The sequence below is a fragment of the Aestuariivita boseongensis genome (genome assembly GCF_001262635.1).
Taxonomy (GTDB): domain Bacteria; phylum Pseudomonadota; class Alphaproteobacteria; order Rhodobacterales; family Rhodobacteraceae; genus Aestuariivita; species Aestuariivita boseongensis.
The window spans coordinates 102990-118746 of sequence record NZ_JXYH01000003.1 but is presented as its reverse complement, the minus strand read 5'-3'; the positions used below and the strand labels follow the sequence as shown (position 1 = coordinate 118746).

The 15757-nt window shown below is 58.3% G+C and carries 19 protein-coding genes; 8 read left to right on the top strand and 11 right to left on the bottom strand.

All coding sequences use genetic code 11. The annotated features are described in order from the left end of the window. Window position 1 precedes the first annotated feature (1 nt). Entirely contained in the window at window positions 2–802 is an 801-nt protein-coding gene (locus TR61_RS02505) for a transglutaminase family protein (RefSeq protein ID WP_050927998.1), read from the top strand. A 75-nt stretch (window positions 803–877) separates the two neighbouring features. Further along, window positions 878–1615, top strand: coding sequence for a proteasome-type protease (locus tag TR61_RS02500; protein WP_050927962.1), 738 nt, complete (start codon window positions 878–880; stop codon window positions 1613–1615). 139 nt (window positions 1616–1754) lie between these two features. Here TR61_RS02500 and TR61_RS02495 read toward each other — a convergent pair whose 3' ends face one another. Both TR61_RS02495 and TR61_RS02490 read right to left on the bottom strand, forming a co-directional pair. Continuing rightward, window positions 1755–2645 (bottom strand): glycine reductase, encoded by an 891-nt coding sequence (locus TR61_RS02495; protein WP_050927961.1) that lies wholly within the window; start codon window positions 2643–2645, stop codon window positions 1755–1757. Beyond that, window positions 2638–3033: a rhodanese-like domain-containing protein gene (locus tag TR61_RS02490; RefSeq protein ID WP_050927997.1), complete on the bottom strand. Its 396-nt coding sequence runs from the start codon at window positions 3031–3033 to the stop codon at window positions 2638–2640. Before TR61_RS02490 ends, TR61_RS02495 begins: the two co-directional genes overlap by 8 nt. Window positions 3034–3207: 174 nt before the next feature. On the opposite strand from TR61_RS02490, the gene TR61_RS02485 reads away from it, so the two are divergent. After that, window positions 3208–4617, top strand: coding sequence for an FAD-binding oxidoreductase (locus TR61_RS02485; RefSeq protein WP_050927960.1), 1410 nt, complete (start codon window positions 3208–3210; stop codon window positions 4615–4617). 98 nt (window positions 4618–4715) lie between these two features. Here the strand turns inward: TR61_RS02485 and TR61_RS02480 are convergent, their stop codons facing one another. The 4 genes from TR61_RS02480 to TR61_RS19575 form a co-directional block, all read right to left on the bottom strand. Next, the gene (locus TR61_RS02480) at window positions 4716–5213 is read right to left on the bottom strand and encodes a Dps family protein (protein WP_050927959.1); all 498 of its coding nucleotides are present in this window, start codon (window positions 5211–5213) and stop codon (window positions 4716–4718) included. A 69-nt stretch (window positions 5214–5282) separates the two neighbouring features. Beyond that, window positions 5283–6914: an acetolactate synthase large subunit gene (locus tag TR61_RS02475; RefSeq protein ID WP_050927958.1), complete on the bottom strand. Its 1632-nt coding sequence runs from the start codon at window positions 6912–6914 to the stop codon at window positions 5283–5285. Between the two features lie 10 nt (window positions 6915–6924). Further along, window positions 6925–8250, bottom strand: coding sequence for an NADP-specific glutamate dehydrogenase (gene gdhA / locus TR61_RS02470; protein WP_245626798.1), 1326 nt, complete (start codon window positions 8248–8250; stop codon window positions 6925–6927). A gap of 82 nt (window positions 8251–8332) precedes the next feature. Continuing rightward, entirely contained in the window at window positions 8333–8503 is a 171-nt protein-coding gene (locus tag TR61_RS19575) for a DUF1328 domain-containing protein (protein WP_082181812.1), read from the bottom strand. 316 nt (window positions 8504–8819) lie between these two features. On the opposite strand from TR61_RS19575, the gene TR61_RS19830 reads away from it, so the two are divergent. Beyond that, window positions 8820–8966, top strand: a complete 147-nt coding sequence (locus tag TR61_RS19830; protein WP_157440803.1) for a hypothetical protein — start codon at window positions 8820–8822, stop codon at window positions 8964–8966. Window positions 8967–9000: 34 nt separating this feature from the next. Here TR61_RS19830 and TR61_RS02465 read toward each other — a convergent pair whose 3' ends face one another. Then, window positions 9001–9837: a formate/nitrite transporter family protein gene (locus TR61_RS02465; RefSeq protein ID WP_050927956.1), complete on the bottom strand. Its 837-nt coding sequence runs from the start codon at window positions 9835–9837 to the stop codon at window positions 9001–9003. 205 nt (window positions 9838–10042) lie between these two features. Here TR61_RS02465 and TR61_RS02460 point away from each other — a divergent pair, with 205 nt between their 5' ends. Beyond that, a complete protein-coding gene (locus TR61_RS02460) occupies window positions 10043–10228 on the top strand; it encodes a hypothetical protein (protein ID WP_050927955.1) in 186 nt (61 codons plus the stop codon). 48 nt (window positions 10229–10276) lie between these two features. Continuing rightward, window positions 10277–10468: a PLD nuclease N-terminal domain-containing protein gene (locus tag TR61_RS02455; RefSeq protein ID WP_050927954.1), complete on the top strand. Its 192-nt coding sequence runs from the start codon at window positions 10277–10279 to the stop codon at window positions 10466–10468. 91 nt (window positions 10469–10559) lie between these two features. On the opposite strand, the gene TR61_RS02450 is transcribed toward TR61_RS02455, so the two are convergent. The 3 genes from TR61_RS02450 to TR61_RS19825 are packed head-to-tail and all read right to left on the bottom strand — an operon-like array spanning window position 10560 to window position 13028. Next, entirely contained in the window at window positions 10560–12299 is a 1740-nt protein-coding gene (locus TR61_RS02450; protein WP_050927953.1) for a sensor histidine kinase, read from the bottom strand. Window positions 12300–12309: 10 nt separating this feature from the next. Then, window positions 12310–12855 (bottom strand): RNA polymerase sigma factor, encoded by a 546-nt coding sequence (locus TR61_RS02445; protein WP_050927952.1) that lies wholly within the window; start codon window positions 12853–12855, stop codon window positions 12310–12312. Beyond that, window positions 12852–13028 carry a NepR family anti-sigma factor gene (locus tag TR61_RS19825; RefSeq protein WP_157440802.1) on the bottom strand — a complete coding sequence of 59 codons (177 nt, stop codon included), beginning with the start codon at window positions 13026–13028 and terminating at the stop codon, window positions 12852–12854. The genes TR61_RS02445 and TR61_RS19825 overlap by 4 nt, the downstream gene beginning before the upstream one ends. An 85-nt stretch (window positions 13029–13113) precedes the next feature. On the opposite strand from TR61_RS19825, the gene TR61_RS02440 reads away from it, so the two are divergent. Both TR61_RS02440 and TR61_RS02435 read left to right on the top strand, forming a co-directional pair. Then, complete coding sequence (locus tag TR61_RS02440) at window positions 13114–13929, top strand: response regulator (protein WP_050927951.1); 816 nt, start codon at window positions 13114–13116, stop codon at window positions 13927–13929. Between the two features lie 61 nt (window positions 13930–13990). Further along, window positions 13991–14914 carry a mechanosensitive ion channel family protein gene (locus TR61_RS02435; protein ID WP_050927950.1) on the top strand — a complete coding sequence of 308 codons (924 nt, stop codon included), beginning with the start codon at window positions 13991–13993 and terminating at the stop codon, window positions 14912–14914. A 19-nt stretch (window positions 14915–14933) separates the two neighbouring features. Here TR61_RS02435 and TR61_RS02430 read toward each other — a convergent pair whose 3' ends face one another. Continuing rightward, complete coding sequence (locus TR61_RS02430) at window positions 14934–15695, bottom strand: autoinducer binding domain-containing protein (protein ID WP_050927949.1); 762 nt, start codon at window positions 15693–15695, stop codon at window positions 14934–14936. Between the last annotated feature and the right edge of the window lie 62 nt (window positions 15696–15757).

The window sequence follows — 15757 nt, the reverse complement described above, 5'->3', positions numbered from 1 at the left end:
GATGAAGTTGAAAATTTCGCATACCACCTCGTATCACTACGACAAACCTGTGCCCTATGCGCTGCAGCAACTGCGCCTGCGCCCCAAGTCGCGGCCGAACCAGGCCGTGCTGGCGTGGGACATCAACATCGCGGGCGGACGCCGTCAGGTGTCGTTCGAGGACGAGCATGCAAACACTGTCGATCTGATCAGTTTTGAGCCTGGCGTACAGGACATCACGGTGCATTGCGAAGGCGAGGTCGACGTATCAGACAATGCGGGCGTGACCGGCAAGCATCTTGGCTTTGTGCCCTTGTGGTTGTTCGAACGCTCTACCCCTCTGACAGTGGCTGGGCCCAATGTGCGCGGCCTTGTGTCCGAGTTCGACAAGCCCAAGGATACGCTTGAGATGCTGCACGAGTTGTCAGCGCACATCCTTGAAAAGGTGCCCTATTCGACGGATCAGACCAGCTCGGAACTGACGGCGGAGCAGGTGGTCGAGGCGGGACATGGTGTGTGTCAGGATCATGCCCATGTCTTTATCGCGGCGGCGCGCAGCCTGGGCATTCCTGCGCGGTACGTCAGTGGTTACCTGATGATGGATGACCGTGTCAGCCAGGATGCCAGCCACGCCTGGGCAGAAGCCCACACGCCCGGATTGGGCTGGGTTGGCTTCGACATTTCCAACGGAATATCGCCCGATGCGCGTTATGTCCGCGTTGCGACCGGGCTGGATTATCTGGGCGCAGCACCTGTATCTGGTATGCGTTACGGGCATGGGACGGAAAATATGCTGGTCAAACTGCAGGTAGAGCAGCAATAATGGTCCAAAGTGTTAACCGGATCGTATGTGATTGATGACATAGCGATCCGGTAAAGCAGGCGGGCAGACTAACACATGACTTATTGCGTAGGCATGCGCCTGAACCAGGGGCTGGTCTTCATGTCGGATACCCGCACGAATGCGGGTCTGGACAATATCGCGACGGCAAAGAAGATGCACACCTGGCAGGTGCCCGGTGAACGCGTCATCACCATTATGACTGCCGGCAATCTGGCCACCACGCAGGCGGTGATCGGGCTGATCGACGAACGCTCCAAAGCGCCGGAGGAACGGAGCCCGTCAATTCTGGCCGCGCCATCCATGTTTCAGGTCGCACGCCTTGTGGGACGAACGCTGAAAGAAGTGATTGCCGACAACATGACCGGGCAGGATCAGGCCATGGCCTCGGCCTTCGGGGCGACGATGATCGTAGGCGGACAGATCAAGGGCAGCGAACCGCGCCTGTTCCTGATCTATCCCGAAGGCAACTTCATCGAAGCCTCGGACGACAATCCGTTCTTTCAGATCGGTGAGACGAAATACGGCAAACCCATTCTGGTGCGCGCCTATGACCCGGACATGTCGTTTGAGAACGCGATCAAACTGTTGATGGTCAGCTTTGACAGCACGATCAAATCCAATCTTTCGGTCGGGTTGCCGCTGGATTACGTGATCTGCCGCGTCGACGAGATGCAGATTGGGTACCAGGACCGGATCGAAGATGATGACCCCTATTACACGACGGTTTCAAACGGCTGGGGGGAGGCGTTGAAAAACGCCTTTGGACAGCTGCCGCAGTTCAGTTTCGACTGATTTTAGCAGGCAGTTTGAGCTGCTTGGCAATCAGGGGGAACGGCAAAGGCCAAATCGCTTACAGGTCCTGACCGGATGCCGGAGCACAATGCGGCTGCGACCCTGGGGTGTCAGAGGCCGCTGAAATCGGTTCGGAGAACTAGAGCGTTTCCGTCCGCCGTGCTTTGGCCGCAGCCTTGCCTTTGTCAAATTCAGCACGCCTGCGGGCGATCTCGTCCGCGCTTAATCTGGCAGGGTTCGAATAATCTTCCCGCCAGTCGGGTGGGCCGGGCCAGACCAGCGGTGACCAATGTGTCGCGCGAGGGCCCTGAGCGGTTTCCAGAAGGTCCAGCGCCATCGCAAGCGTTTGGTCCTGCGAAGGCACGTCATTGGGCCGCCCTGCTGCATTGCCCAAAGGAAAATCGCTGAAAAGAAACCGGGGAACGCCCGCACGCTTAACGATGTCGAGGGCACAGCCCATGATCACTGTCGGAATGCCGGCCTCCTCGACCGCGCGGGCGGCCAGAGCGCAGGATTGGTGGCAGACCGGGCAATTCGGCACGAAGATGACAGCGTCGATCCCGGCGCTTGTCAGCCGGCCCACCAGTTCGGGGCAATCGACGTCCACCGTGTGGCGTTGCGAGCGATTGGTCGGCAAGCCAAAGACAAGCGGCGCGGCCTGTCCGATGCGCCCGGCTTCCTCGGCCCGTTTCAGCGCGGCCAGCGGGAGGTAGCTGCCGGGATCTTCGGCCGTGGTGTGGTCGCGATCAATCGCCACGTGAGAGATCCTGAGATCCGGCACCGGATCCGAAGGCAGCGCGTAGACCTCATAGAATTTGGCTTGCCCGTTATAGGGCGCACCGGGCCCCTGATCGCCAGCCTCGGGGCGGAAGGGGGCTGCGGTTGTCACCACGGCGACAGTGGCCGCCGCAAGATCCGGTGCGGGCGCAAACGGCGCGCTGTCATTCTGCGCCCACTCATAGGCCGCACCGTATCCCAGCGCCCGATAATAGGCGCGCGTGCGGTCGATATAGCGGATCGGTTCAGTCATCGGGCGTTTCGACAGGCCCGCCTTGCTTGACCCAATCGCTGAAGCCTTCGCGCAGATGGGCCGCGTCAAAGCCCATGTCGTTCAGCGCCGCCGTGGCAAGCGCCGACCGCCAGCCCGAGGCGCAATGCAGCACGTACCGCTTCCCGTCCTGACCGAAAACATCGCGGTAATAGGGGCTGTCGGGATCGACCCAGAACTCCAGCATCCCCCGGGGTGCATGGACCGAACCGGGGATGAAGCCTTTCTTGCGTTCGCGAATGTCACGGATATCGACGATCACCGTGTTCGGATCGTTGACGGCCGCAATCAGGTCTGTGGTTTCGACCTCTGCGATCCGGGCGCGGGCTGCGGCGACCAGGTCTGCTGCGGTTGTGTGCAATTTGGGCATCTGGATCCTCCATTTGCCCATTGGTTGGTGCCAAACGCCCCTGCAAGTCAAGCCAAGGGTTGATTGCCTGCGCCTGCTTTGCCATATCGGGTGATGTCTCTGGCACAGGTTCAACGGGCCACCTCGGGTGCAACACCCGCCGTCTCGTATTGATCACCAGAGGAGCTTGCCCAAATGACCAAACCCGTTCCTACCCCCGATGCAGATGCAGTTGACTGGGCAGCGATGAAGCGTGACCTGGCGCCCGTGGCGATCATCGACGAGACGGTGTTGGTCAAGAAACGCTCGCGCGATTTCTTCTGGTATTCCCCGGTGCTGAACGCGCAGCTGAAGCGGTCCTTTGGCGATCTGGTGGCACAGCCCAAGACAAAGGACGAGCTGGCGCAGTGCCTGTCGGTTGCGTTTGGGCACAACGCGCCCGTTGTGCTGCGCGGTGGCGGGACCGGGAATTACGGACAATCCGTGCCGTTGCATGGCGGGCTGATCATCGAGACGTTGGGGATGAGCCGTATCCTCGAGATCGGGCCGGATTTCGTTCGCGTCGAAGCCGGGGCGCTGATGGCCGATATCAATGCGGCGCTCAAGGCACATGGGCGCGAGATGACTATGTTCCCCTCAACGCAGGATATCGCAACGATTGGAGGCTTTGTGGCTGGCGGTTCTGCGGGCATCGGATCGGTCGCCAATGGCCCCCTGCGGGAGCCGGGCAACATCCGCGAAATCCGTGCTCTTTCTGTTGAAGAGACGCCGGTGGAGCATGTCTTTCAGGGCGAAGACGTGCTGCGCATTCACCATGCCTGGGGGCTGAACGGAGTCATTACCGAAGTGACCCTGCGCACCGTGCCGACGCGCGACTGGATCAGTTGCATGGCCACGTTCGACAGCTATGCCGACGCCTATCGTGCGGGGTATGCCCTGGCCAACAGGCAGGATATTGACCGCAAGCTGGTCAGCGTTGTTGACGCAAGGATTGCCGCTTACTTCCCCCGGCTCGAAGGCCATATCCCCAAGGGCCGTGATCTGATGGTCAGCCTTGTGCCGCGCGAACAGCTGGATGCGTTCCACGATCTGATCCGGGCGCATGGAGGTACGGTTGCGCTTTCCATGGATGACGCGGAACGCGCCGCCGCGGGCATTCCGCATGTGTTCGAATTCGGCTGGAACCACACGACGCTGCAGGTTCTGAAATCGGATCGCAGCGCCACCTATCAGCAATATGGTGTCAATGACCCGTCGGACGTGGAGCGCGTGGCCGCATTGCATGCCAGACTGGGGCGCCGCGCATGGATGCATCACGAATTTTCGCGCTATGAGGGGGCAGTCACGGCGTCTGATCTGCCAATCATCTGGACGCAGGATGAAAGCGAATTGCGGTCGGTCGATGCGCTGTACCGCGCCAATGGATGCACCGTTTATGATGCCCATACCTATCAGGTGGAAGGCGGGGGGATGAAACCCGATTTCCGGCACCTGGCGGTCAAGAAGCGGATGGATCCGAAGGGGCTGCTGAACCCCGGTAAATCGCGCAGCTGGGCCGACGTCAGCCATCTGTCGCCGGATGAGATCGAAGCGCTGGCGCGTTAAATGCACCTACTCATGCAGGGACGAAAAAGCCCGCCGGCTGGGGCCGGCGGGTTGCGGCCTTCGATGGGAAATTCGAAAGCCCAAAGTTTCAATGCGCGTCAGGATTTTGCGATCGCGCGCAGCATCCATGCGGCTTGTTCGTGGAAGGCCGACCGTTCGGTAGCCAGGTCTTCGGTCACCACGTCCTTGCGGCCACCGGACATCTCCACCAGGGCATGCATCCGGTGCGCGATGCGTTCATGGTCTTTGGCCAGATCTTCGATCATGCCTGCTGCATCCAGCTCGTCTTCGACGTCCTCAATGACCGAAGCCTGCAGAATGTCGTTCATCCGCGACGGCGCGAGATGCCCCAAAGAGCGAATGCGTTCTGCCAGTTCGTCAGCAGCGGTGAACATGTTTTCATACTGCTCTTCCGTCAGCTTGTGGATCGAATAGAACAGCGGCCCTTCCACATTCCAGTGGTAGGCATGTGTCTTGAATGTCAGGCGATAGGTGTCGGCCAGCACGTTTGCCAGCCCTTCGGCCAGTGCACCGGTATCGCGCACGCCGGTGGAAACCGAATCCGAACTGGGGACAACTTTCAATGCGTCTGTCATGTCATGCTCCTTTCTATTGCTTGTGAGATAAACGCATGACGGGCCGCATTGTTCCTGTTTTGCGGCACGTCAGGAGGCATTTCCGGGCATGCCGCCCGCACGAGCATAATCCACACGGACGCGCAGAAGGGTCGGCAGGGCGGCCTCTGCCGCTGCGGTCAAAGCTGGCTCCAGTTGGTCAAAGGACGTGACATCGCAGAAAACCCACCCGAAAGCCTGCGCAAGCGCCGACCAATCGGGATTGCCAAAAGCAAATTGCTGTCCGTCGCTTTGCTTTTCGTCGATCAGGCCCAGCCCGCCATCTTCCCAGACCATGACGGTTACGGGCAGGCACAGGCGCGCGGCGGTCTCCATCTCCTGCAGGTTCATGAGGAAGTCGCCATCGCCACAGATGGCAATGACCCGGCCTTTGGGCGACAACCGCGCGGCGGCAATCGTGCCGGGCAGGGCAAGCCCCATTCCCGCCAGTCCGTTCGGGATGATGATTTGACCCGGGCGGCGCGCCTGCAAGTTCCGCGCGATCCAAAGCTTGTGCAACCCGACGCCGGACAACACAGTGTCTTCGGGCCGCAAGGCGTCCGAGACAACGCGGCAAATATCCTGCGGCGCCATGCACCTGTCGGATGGGTCTGTGAGTGTCTTGGCCAATGACGCGTCGATGCGGGTTTTCACGTCTGCAAACGCATCCGGCAACGCGCGGCTGGGCAGAGCCTGTCGCAGCCTGTCCACAGCGTCTTGCAGCTCGCCCAAGACGGCCTGCGCCATTGGCCAACCTGGGTTCGCCTCGGGTGCGGTTTCGGAGATATGTACAACCTCAATCTGGCCGCCACGGGTCAGCGCCTCCGGCGGGTACTCAACGGCGTCAAAGCCGATGGCGATGATCAGATCGGCATGAGACAGCACATCATCGGCAAGGTCGTCCTGCGGTTGACCCACAGTGTGGAAGCACAGCGGATGATCGGCCGGCATGACGCCTTTAGCCATGAAGCTGGTCAGGACAGGTGCAGAGATGTGCGTGGCCAACGCCTCGATACCCTTCGCGGCGCCCGCGCGAACCACCCCATGACCTGCGACAATGACCGGCCGTTCCGCGCCCCCAATGCGTTTTGCGGCCTTTTGCAGGCCTGCTTCCTCCGCCACCGACATGGGTGAAGCGGCGGCGCTGTGCGCTGTGCCAGAGGTCTTCATTCCCGCGACATCTTCCGGAAGGCACAGATGTACCGCGCCCGGGGTTTCATCGATCGACAGGCGCACGGCTTCTGCAACCGCTTGCGGGATCTCTTCAGGAACGGACAGCGTGCGACTTTGCTTGGTTACCGGTTGAAACAGCGCTTCAAGGTCGATGATCTGATGGCTTTGAAGCCCCAGCCGGTTCCGCGCGCCTTGCCCGGTCAGTGCAATCAGCGGCGCATGGTCCAGCGTGGCGTCTGCCACACCCGTGACCAGGTTCGTGGCGCCCGGGCCTAATGTGGCCAGGCAGACAGCGGGCTTGCCCGTGATGCGGCCGTGTACCGATGCCATGAAAGCCGCCGATTGTTCGTGCCGGCACAAAACGAAGTCGATGGAGGATCGGTCGATCGCGCGCATCAGGTCGGTTGTTTCTTCGCCGGGCACACCGAATGCGGTGTCGATGCCGTTTGCCTCGAGGCAGGCAATCAGCAGGTCCGCCCCGGTCTGTTCTGTGTCGTCCGTATCTTTCATTCCTGCCTCCTTAAACAATGCCCTGTTCCGCAATGGCTTTGGCCAGCTTGCGATAGGCCGCAATGTTGGCGCCCAGTTGATAGTCGATCTGACCATCTTTCCGCCCTTCTTCGGCAACGCGGGAATGGATTGTCTGCATGATGTCTTTCAATGCGCGGTCTACCTCGTCTGCTGAAAGATACCGACCGTGCGCATTCTGCGAGATCTCGAGCCCGCTGACCGCAACGCCGCCGGCATTGGCCGCTTTGCCCGGTGCGCGGGGAATGCCTTTCCTGGCAAGCAACGCTGCCGCGTCAGATGTCAGCGGCATATTCGCCCCTTCGGCGACCAATTGCGTTCCTGCTTCTGCCAGCATGCACGCCATGTCACGGGTCAATTCGTTCTGCGTGGCGCAGGGCAGGGCGATGTCTGGTTCAAACTCCCATGGTGTCTTGTCGGCGTGAAAGCTGGCACCCAGGGATGTCGGCGGCGCGTTCATCTCTTCGCCTGCGGCTTTGCGTTCTTGCACCCACTCCACCGCCTCTTTTGTCAGACCGTCAGGGGCGTACAGCGTTCCGCTGGTGGAAGAGAGCGTTATGACAGTGCCGCCCAGGTCGATGGCCTTCCCGGCAGCGTGGGTGGCCACATTACCACGGCCCGAAATCGCGATGCGCTGGCCGTCTAGGCCTTTGCCCTGTTCCGCAAGCATGCAGGCCACGAAATAGATCAGACCATATCCTGTTGCCTCGATGCGCATCTGTGAGCCGCCATAGGACAGCCCCTTGCCGGTCAGTGCAGCGGCATAGCTGTCTGACAATTGCCGCCAGGCCCCAAACAGGTACCCGATCTCGCGCGTGCCGACGTTGATGTCACCCGCGGGAACGTCAAGATCCGGGCCGATGAACCGCGCCATCTGACGCATCAACGCCTGGCAGAAACGCATGATTTCCGCGTTCGACCGGCCCCGGGGGTCGAAATTCGCGCCGCCCTTGGCGCCGCCCAGAGGCAACCCGGTCAGCGCGTTCTTGAAGCATTGTTCGAAGGCCAGGAATTTCAGCGTGTCGACAGTGACATCCGGGTGAAAGCGCAGCCCGCCCTTGTAAGGCCCTATCGCATTCGATGCCTGCACGCGCCATGCGCGGTTGATCTGAACGTCGCCCGCGTCATCTTCCCACACGACGCGGAAGGACAGGATGCGGTCCGGTTCGGCCAATCGGTGCAAAACGCGTGCTTTGGCGAACTCGGAATGTGCCTTTTCGATTGGCAGGACGTCCCGCGCCACTTCTTCCAGCGCCTGCCAGAAATTCGGTTGGGCGGCGGCGTCACCGTCAATCTTGCTGAGGAATGTGTCGGTCAATGCCGTAGCTCTGTCCATTTCATCTTCCTTTCAAAAAACAAGGGCCCGTAGGCCCCTTAGTTTGTGGAAACCTGGAAGTGCTTCAGCGGCTGGCGCCACGCAGAAGTCGGGCAATGATCGCAAAGGCCAGCAGGACGAGGAAAACGAAGAACAGAATCTGAGCGATCCCGGCTGAGGCGGATGCAATACCGCCGAACCCGAAGACGCCGGCAATGATGGCAAGAACAAAGAAAACAACGGCCCAATACAACATGTCAAAACCCTTTCACTGTTTGTGGATGCATCATGAACGTTTAACCGCGTTGATTGTTCCGAACGTCCGGTGGAACTTAAGGAATTCTTTTGCGTTCACTCTACGGAAGGAACGTGGAAATGCCAAAAACGCATGCGGCGATAATCTTTTCCTGGTGCACGGACGCACATCTGCGTTCGGTTTTCGCGGGGTCAGCCGAACAAGCGCGGAACATGACCCTGGAAGACCGGTATCTCACCGCGCCTTCCCAACGAAATTCAGGTCCTGCGGCCAATTCGTCAGCCGGTTCCGCGCGTTTCAGCCAAAGGAGGTCAACATGTCGGCAGAGGTTCTAATTCCTGTATTTGCCGGCCTGACATTTGCCGCCGTCCTGTTGTGGGCGTTTGTCGGGAAGCAGAATACGGAAGACATCAAGAAGGATCTTTTCCCTTCCGAAAGAAAATCGGAAAAAGAAGAGAGATAAAGAGAAAGGGCACTCTGAAGAAGTGCCCTTTCTGTTATTCTATTTCCGGTTTGATCTGCGCATAGGTCAGCATCGTGAAAACGGCGGTTCCACCAAGGACATTGCCGATCAGAACGGGCAGAAAAAATCCGAATACAGCCTGCCCCGCGGGTAGCAATCCTTGCACCATCAGGATGGCCATTTCGACCGAGCCGGCGATGATGTGAGTGAAATCGCCAAGCGCGATCAGCCATGTGAAAATCACGATCAACAAGACCTCGTTGTTGAGCGCAGACGGCAGCATCCACACAATCGCCGCGATCAGGATGCCTGCCGGAATGCCACGCATTAGACCCTCTGCTGGGGGCATGCCGGTTGCGTGGCGGCTGAGGTCATTGACGACCGACAGCAGTTCATCTGTGAGCACGGGCGTGTGCACAAGGAAAGACGCGATGATGAAGGCGCCGACGATGTTTGCGGCCAGTACAATTCCCCACAATCGGGCCGTGCGCCAGATGCAGGTGCTGGTTGGGTGTATCATAACGGGCACAACGGTCGTAATCGTGTTTTCCGTGAACAGCTGCATCCGCCCCAGAATGACCAGCAGAAACCCGAGTGAATAGCCGAGATTTTCGACGATATAGCGCCATTCAGCATCAGGCAGATGCGCGCGCAGATACGCTTCGCCCAGTACCGAGAAGCTGATCAGCACACCGGCGGCAACACCCGACCAGAAAAGGGCACGGACCGGCCTTTCCAACTCTTCTTCGCCATTGCGGCGGATCGTTTCGAATATCAGACGGGGAGAAAGTCCGGATGCCTCTTCAACGGCTTCTTTTTCGCGCTCCTCGCGCACCAGTTCTGCATTCTTGTCAGACGATGTGTCAGTCACTCAATGTCTCCTGATAATTGTCTTGTGACAAACGCAGACATGGCGAAAAAGTTCCGGGACTTGTATAAGTCATTGAAAATAAACCAAATCCATAGCTTCTTCTGACGGGTTGATTGCATTTCGATGTATGTCACCGAACTAATATTGGAACTTTGCGGGGCGTGACGCGTTGATTGATAACAGATAACGAACGAAGGAGTTTTCCATGTCAGCACCTGACACAAATGTCGAAACGCAAACGAAACGTCATAAGGGACCACTTGTTGGCATCGCCATTGCCGTCGCATTTGGCGTTGTCATGTTCCTGACGATTTTCTTCAGCGCAGCGGATGACGATGATGCTGCAACTACAGCAGGGCCGCAGATGATCGAGTCTGGGTCCGGCAGTTAATGGCGCTTTATCGGATTTACTTGCAGACACAGATGAGGAGGAAAACTCATGGTTGAGATTTATGGTATTGGCGGGCTTATCGTCCTGGTTCTATCCATCTGGGCTATCGTTTCGATTGTCGGCTCCGCTGCCGGCACAGGAACAAAAATCTTGTGGATCCTCTTCGTGCTTATTCTGCCTGTCCTGGGCTTTATCTTCTGGCTAATCTTCGGGCCGAAAGCAGCCCCGCGCCACGGCTAACGGTTATGAAGCTAAGGCGGCCACAGACGGCAGTCTTTTGCGTTCAGGCAGCAACCCAGCGCACCGCAAAGGGCCGCTTTAGCAAACATGGTCAGGACATTTCTTCCGTCAGGGCTGGCGGTTCTTCACGTGTGACGGCTTCGACCCTGAAAACAACTTCCAGTGTGTAGTCGCTTTCCGTCTCATGGACCTGCTGAGTGCCGTCCAGCTGGCTCACAAACGCTTTCATCAGGCGTTGACCGATCCCCCCGCTGGCAGACAGTTCGGAGTCGTCGTCGGTATCATCTGTGGTGCCGCGCGTATTGAATACGACGAGGCGCAGCCGGTCTTCCGGCAACTCTTCCAGCGTGACCGCCACTTCGGGTTTGCCGCCCGGCGGCACACCAACATACTTGACTGCGTTCGTTAGCGCTTCGGCCAACAGCATGGAAAGCGTGACGGATTGATCCTGGTTCAGCCTGACCGAGACGGCGTCGATTTGTGTCCCAACTGGATTTCCGTTGATCGGTGGGCGTTGTCCCAGCTCGTTCACAAGGCGTTCGACCAGGATCTGTGTATCGACGGTGACCATTTCGGATGTGTTGTTCATCGTGTGGTGAACCATCGCCAAACCGCGCACCCGGCGCTGCAACTGCGTGAGCATGCGCCGCGTCTCGGATGTGTTGGCGTTGCGCAAATGCATATTCATGATGGAAGCAATCAGTTGGAGGTTGTTCTTCACCCTGTGGTGAACCTCCCGCAGTAACAGGGTTTTTTCTTTCAAATCCTGCTCTTTCTGGCGTTCGCCTTCTTCGATCAGGATCACCATCCGGTTGAAAGATTTTTGTATGAATTCGAATTCCTGTGTACTGCTGTCCAGATTGAGGACCTGGCCGCGCTCGCCCAGGGCGAAACGGCGCAAGGCCGAACGCAATTCGTTCAGGTGCCGGATCACCAGCCGGTGCAAACCCCACAGGGCAATGGCCAAGCCCGCCAACCAGATCAGGATCGGGAACATAAGTGTCAGACCTGCATTGATGGGTGTCACTGATGACGGCACTGCATCCATTGGCCAGCTGCCGATGACCGCTACCTCGTCGTGCAAAAGTTCCGAAAAGGCAAAGAGCCGACGTTCGCCGCGAAAGCTCGTTCCAAAGAAGGTGTGCTCACCCGTTTGCTCAAGAGCGGTCTTGATCCCCGTGGACGGCAGCAGGGACCCCAGCGTTTCCATCGCAACATTCGAGGCAAGCACCTCTCCGCTCTTGTTGACCAACGCGATTGCGATACCGCTATCTGCATAATCCTGATCGGCTTCATCCACAGACAGCCGCAGAGGGATGGACAGGGAAACAAAGCCCGCCAGATTGCCCCCGTCGAAAGCCGGTTGGGTTACGATAATCACGGATTGCCCGGTCACCGCCCCGGAAAGCGTCAGCTCGAAGGTCAGTTCCGGGTTTTCCATCATCGTTTGGAAGCGGTCAGATGATGAGAAGTCGAAAGATCCTCCGCTGGATGAGCACGTCATCCGCCCCGAGGTGTCGATCCACGCGGCCAGAACGAATGTCTCCTGAGCATTCAGATAGGATCGCATGAGGTTGTTGCACGCCGCATCGTCCAGATCATCGTTGACGATGGAAACGCCCAGCGCTTTGGCCGCCCCGCGCGCGCGTTGCAGCAACTCCCGGTCCAGTCCGGCCGCTGCAACGGTGCGCGCCAGGACCAGGTTCCGCGACAGCTGGTCAGCATCCAGAATCACGGCCCGCGTCTGAAGAAGTGAGATGACACCCAATGGCAAAAGGGCCACCGTCATTAATGCGGCCAGATATACCGTCAGGCGTTGAGGGCGCTGCATGCGGCCTCTCTCATGCCGCGGGTCGGGATTGAACCACGCCGGTGGTCACGGCGTCCGTGATGTCGATCGATTCGGTTTCGTCCATATCCATCAGCTCGATCAGGCGGGCGCGGGCGCGATTCACCCGGCTTTTGATAGTGCCCAGAGCGACGCCACAGGTCTCGGCCGCTTCCTCATAGGAGAAGCCTTGTGCCCCAACCAGAACCAGCGCCTCGCGCTGATCATCGGTCAGCTGATCGAAAGCCTGTGAAAAGTCGCGCAAGACCAGTTTGCCGTCATGTTCAGGCTTTTGGGACAGTTTTTCAGCCATTACGCCGTCAACGTCTTCGACTTCGCGCTTCCGTTTCCGGTGAAGAGAGAAATATGTGTTGCGGACGATCGTGAACAGCCACGCTCGCATGTTGGTGCCTTGCTGGAACTTGTCCAGATTGCTCCAGGCTTTGACCAAGGCATCCTGCACAACATCGTCTGCGGTCGCGGAGTTGCGGCACAGGCTGATGGCGAAGGCGCGCATCGCACCGATGTGTTCAACAATTTCTTCCTTGGGATCGCTCATGACTTACCTCCGGCTTCTGTATTGCGAAGCTGCTCCAGCAAGTCCGTGAAGCGGGAGGGAAGCGGCTCTTCCGCGACCTTGTCAAAGGCCCGTTTCAGGTTCTGATCGATCTCATCGTCGAGATCTCTCCGGTTGCGCCGCGGATGCTCCGGTTTAGCCATTTTCTGTGCCATCACTTTTTTTGCCCTACTTTGGAACAAAACGCATCACGGGGCGTTTGGTTCCATGAAATAGCAAATTTTCTGAGGAAGACAAAAAATGACGGGACTGACTGGTGATGAGCTTGCCAATGAAATCGGCGACCTTCTGCCATATTTGCGGCGCTATGCACGTGCCCTGACCGGTCGGCAGCAGAGCGGAGACAGCTTCGCTGTGGCAACGTTGGAAGCAATTCTGTCAGATCCGGCACCTATCAGCCAAGAGACCGATTTGCGTGTTGCCCTTTTCCGTGCGTTCCACAACATCTGGGCATCGACGGGGGCAACGGTCGATCCATCATCGGCCGATACGGGATTGGAAAAGCAGGCGCAGAAAAGGCTGGCCCAGCTTACGCCGAACACGCGTGAAGCACTGTTGCTGCGGACAATCGAAGAGTTCCGGGTCGAACAAATTGCGCGCATTCTTGGCGTCGAAGAAGAAGAGGCGGCCGAGCTTGTGGACATCGCTTATGCAGAAATGGCGCGCAGTGTATCGGGGCGTATTCTGATCATCGAAGACGAGGCAATCATCGCCATGGATCTTGAATCCATGGTGTCGGATCTGGGTCACGATGTTGTTGGCATTGCACGCACGGAAAAAGGTGCGATTGATCTGGCCGCCTCGCAGGATTTCGACATGATCCTGTCTGACATCCAGCTTGCAGATAACTCCAGCGGAATTGATGCGGTAAACAGGATCCTTGATACACACGGGGACTGCCCGGTGATCTTTATCACGGCGTTCCCGGAACGTCTGCTTACGGGCAAAGGGCCCGAGCCCGCATTTCTGATCACCAAGCCCTATACCGAAGAACAGGTGAAATCGGCCGTGAGCCAAGCCATGTTCTTTGCCAGCAGCGAAGCGATCAAAGTCTAATCCCCGAACACCCAGGAAAGAAAATACCCGTGGGGTTGCCCCCACGGGACGGAGAGATTGCATGGAAAACGAAATCGTCGAGACGAGCAGCGAGATTGCACAAGGCCTTTGGGAAAGGCTGACGGGCCTGCTGGATGCGGAGATCTACAACGGGACGTCGATAAGCGATCTGCTGACCCTTGAGGCCATTCTTGGGATCTTGGGAAACACCGTCGCGGCTGTCTTTATCCTGTGTGTCGGTCTGCTTTTGTCGCGTATCGTGCGCCGTCGGATCAGGGCCATTGGGGAAAGCCACTCGCGGCTGGACAGTACGCTCTTTAATTTCCTCAGCAATCTGGCCGGCTATACCATACTTGGCTTTACGTTCCTGTTCATCCTGAACACCTTCGGCATTCAGACGACGTCAATCATCGCGGTGATCGGTGCAGCCGGTCTGGCGGTAGGTCTGGCCTTGCAGGGCACTCTGTCGAACGTCGCTGCGGGGGTCATGATCATCCTGTTCCGCCCTCTGAAAATCGGCGATTTCGTTCAGATCAATGATGTTATGGGAACGGTCAAAGACATCACGTTGAACTATACCGAACTGGCCGATATGGGGAACGTGAAGGTGATCGTCCCAAACTCCGAAGTTTGGGGGAACACGATCAAGAACTACTCTGGTTACAACCAGCGGCGTGCCGAATGGGTTTTTGGCGTTGGCTATGGTGCTGATCTGGCTCTCGCCGAAAAAGTCATTCGTGACACGATCATGGCCGATCCGCGGTCGCTGGAAACGCCCGAGCCCTTCTTTCAGGTCAATAATCTTGGAAGCAGCAGTGTCGATTTCCTTGCGCGCGTGTGGTGTAGCAGCGGTGATTACTTCGCCTATCAGGCGGACATGAAGCGCAAGGTGAAAGAAGCATTGGATGAAGCCGGCATCAATATTCCGTTTCCGACGCGCACGGTGGTTATGGAACAGGTGAAGGCGGATGCGCAGGAGGCATGAGCGCGATCAAGGCCCTGGGTCAAATCAGCCCTTTTGACATTGCCAGCAAGGCAGCGTGGTGCCGGTTCCGGGCCGTCAGCTTCCGGGTTGCGTTGCCCAAATGGTAGTTAACCGCCGAAACTGACAGCAACATGCGTTCGGCGATTTCTTCGCTGGTCATGCCCTGAACGACCCAGATCAGGCTTTCACGCTCGCGCGGGCTGAGCGGGCTGTGCGCGGGCGCGTCTTCGTCACTTCGCTCAATCAGGCGATCGGTGATCTGATGGGCGGCCACGTGCAGCTCGGGCCCGGCTTCCCTCAAGATGTCGCGAATGTCGCTGGCGCTTCCGGCTGTGAAGGACACCAGCCCCATTGATCCATCCATCGACCGTACCGGGATGGATACGCCGTAAACGATACCGAAGTCCTCAGCCTCCCAGAAAACGCGTCTTTGGCGCTTTTCGAAATCGGACAGAAATTTCGCCCCACCCCACCAGAAAGGAGCCTTCGCTTTCCGTCCCAAATCGCAGACCGGGTCCAGTTGGTCATAGCGGCGGCTGGTGTACCGTTCGATCCAGGCCCCGTCGTAGTTGGTATGCAGGTTCAGATCCTGCGCCTTCTGCTGGTTGGCCCCGCGTATGAGCTGAACAAAGCTGTAATGGTGCAGATCATGCCGGGCAAGAAAGCCGTCGATCTCGCCCTGGAACGCGGCCAGCGGGATGTCGGTGGCCCTGTCGAAAAAACTGATCTGTCCCAGTTGTGCGGTCATGTGATCTCCGATGCCACCCAGTGTTGGGTCCATCTTTGGACGTGATTGTTGGCCAAGGGCGTTCTTTTTGCAAGATTTGCCAGTTGTGCCGAATT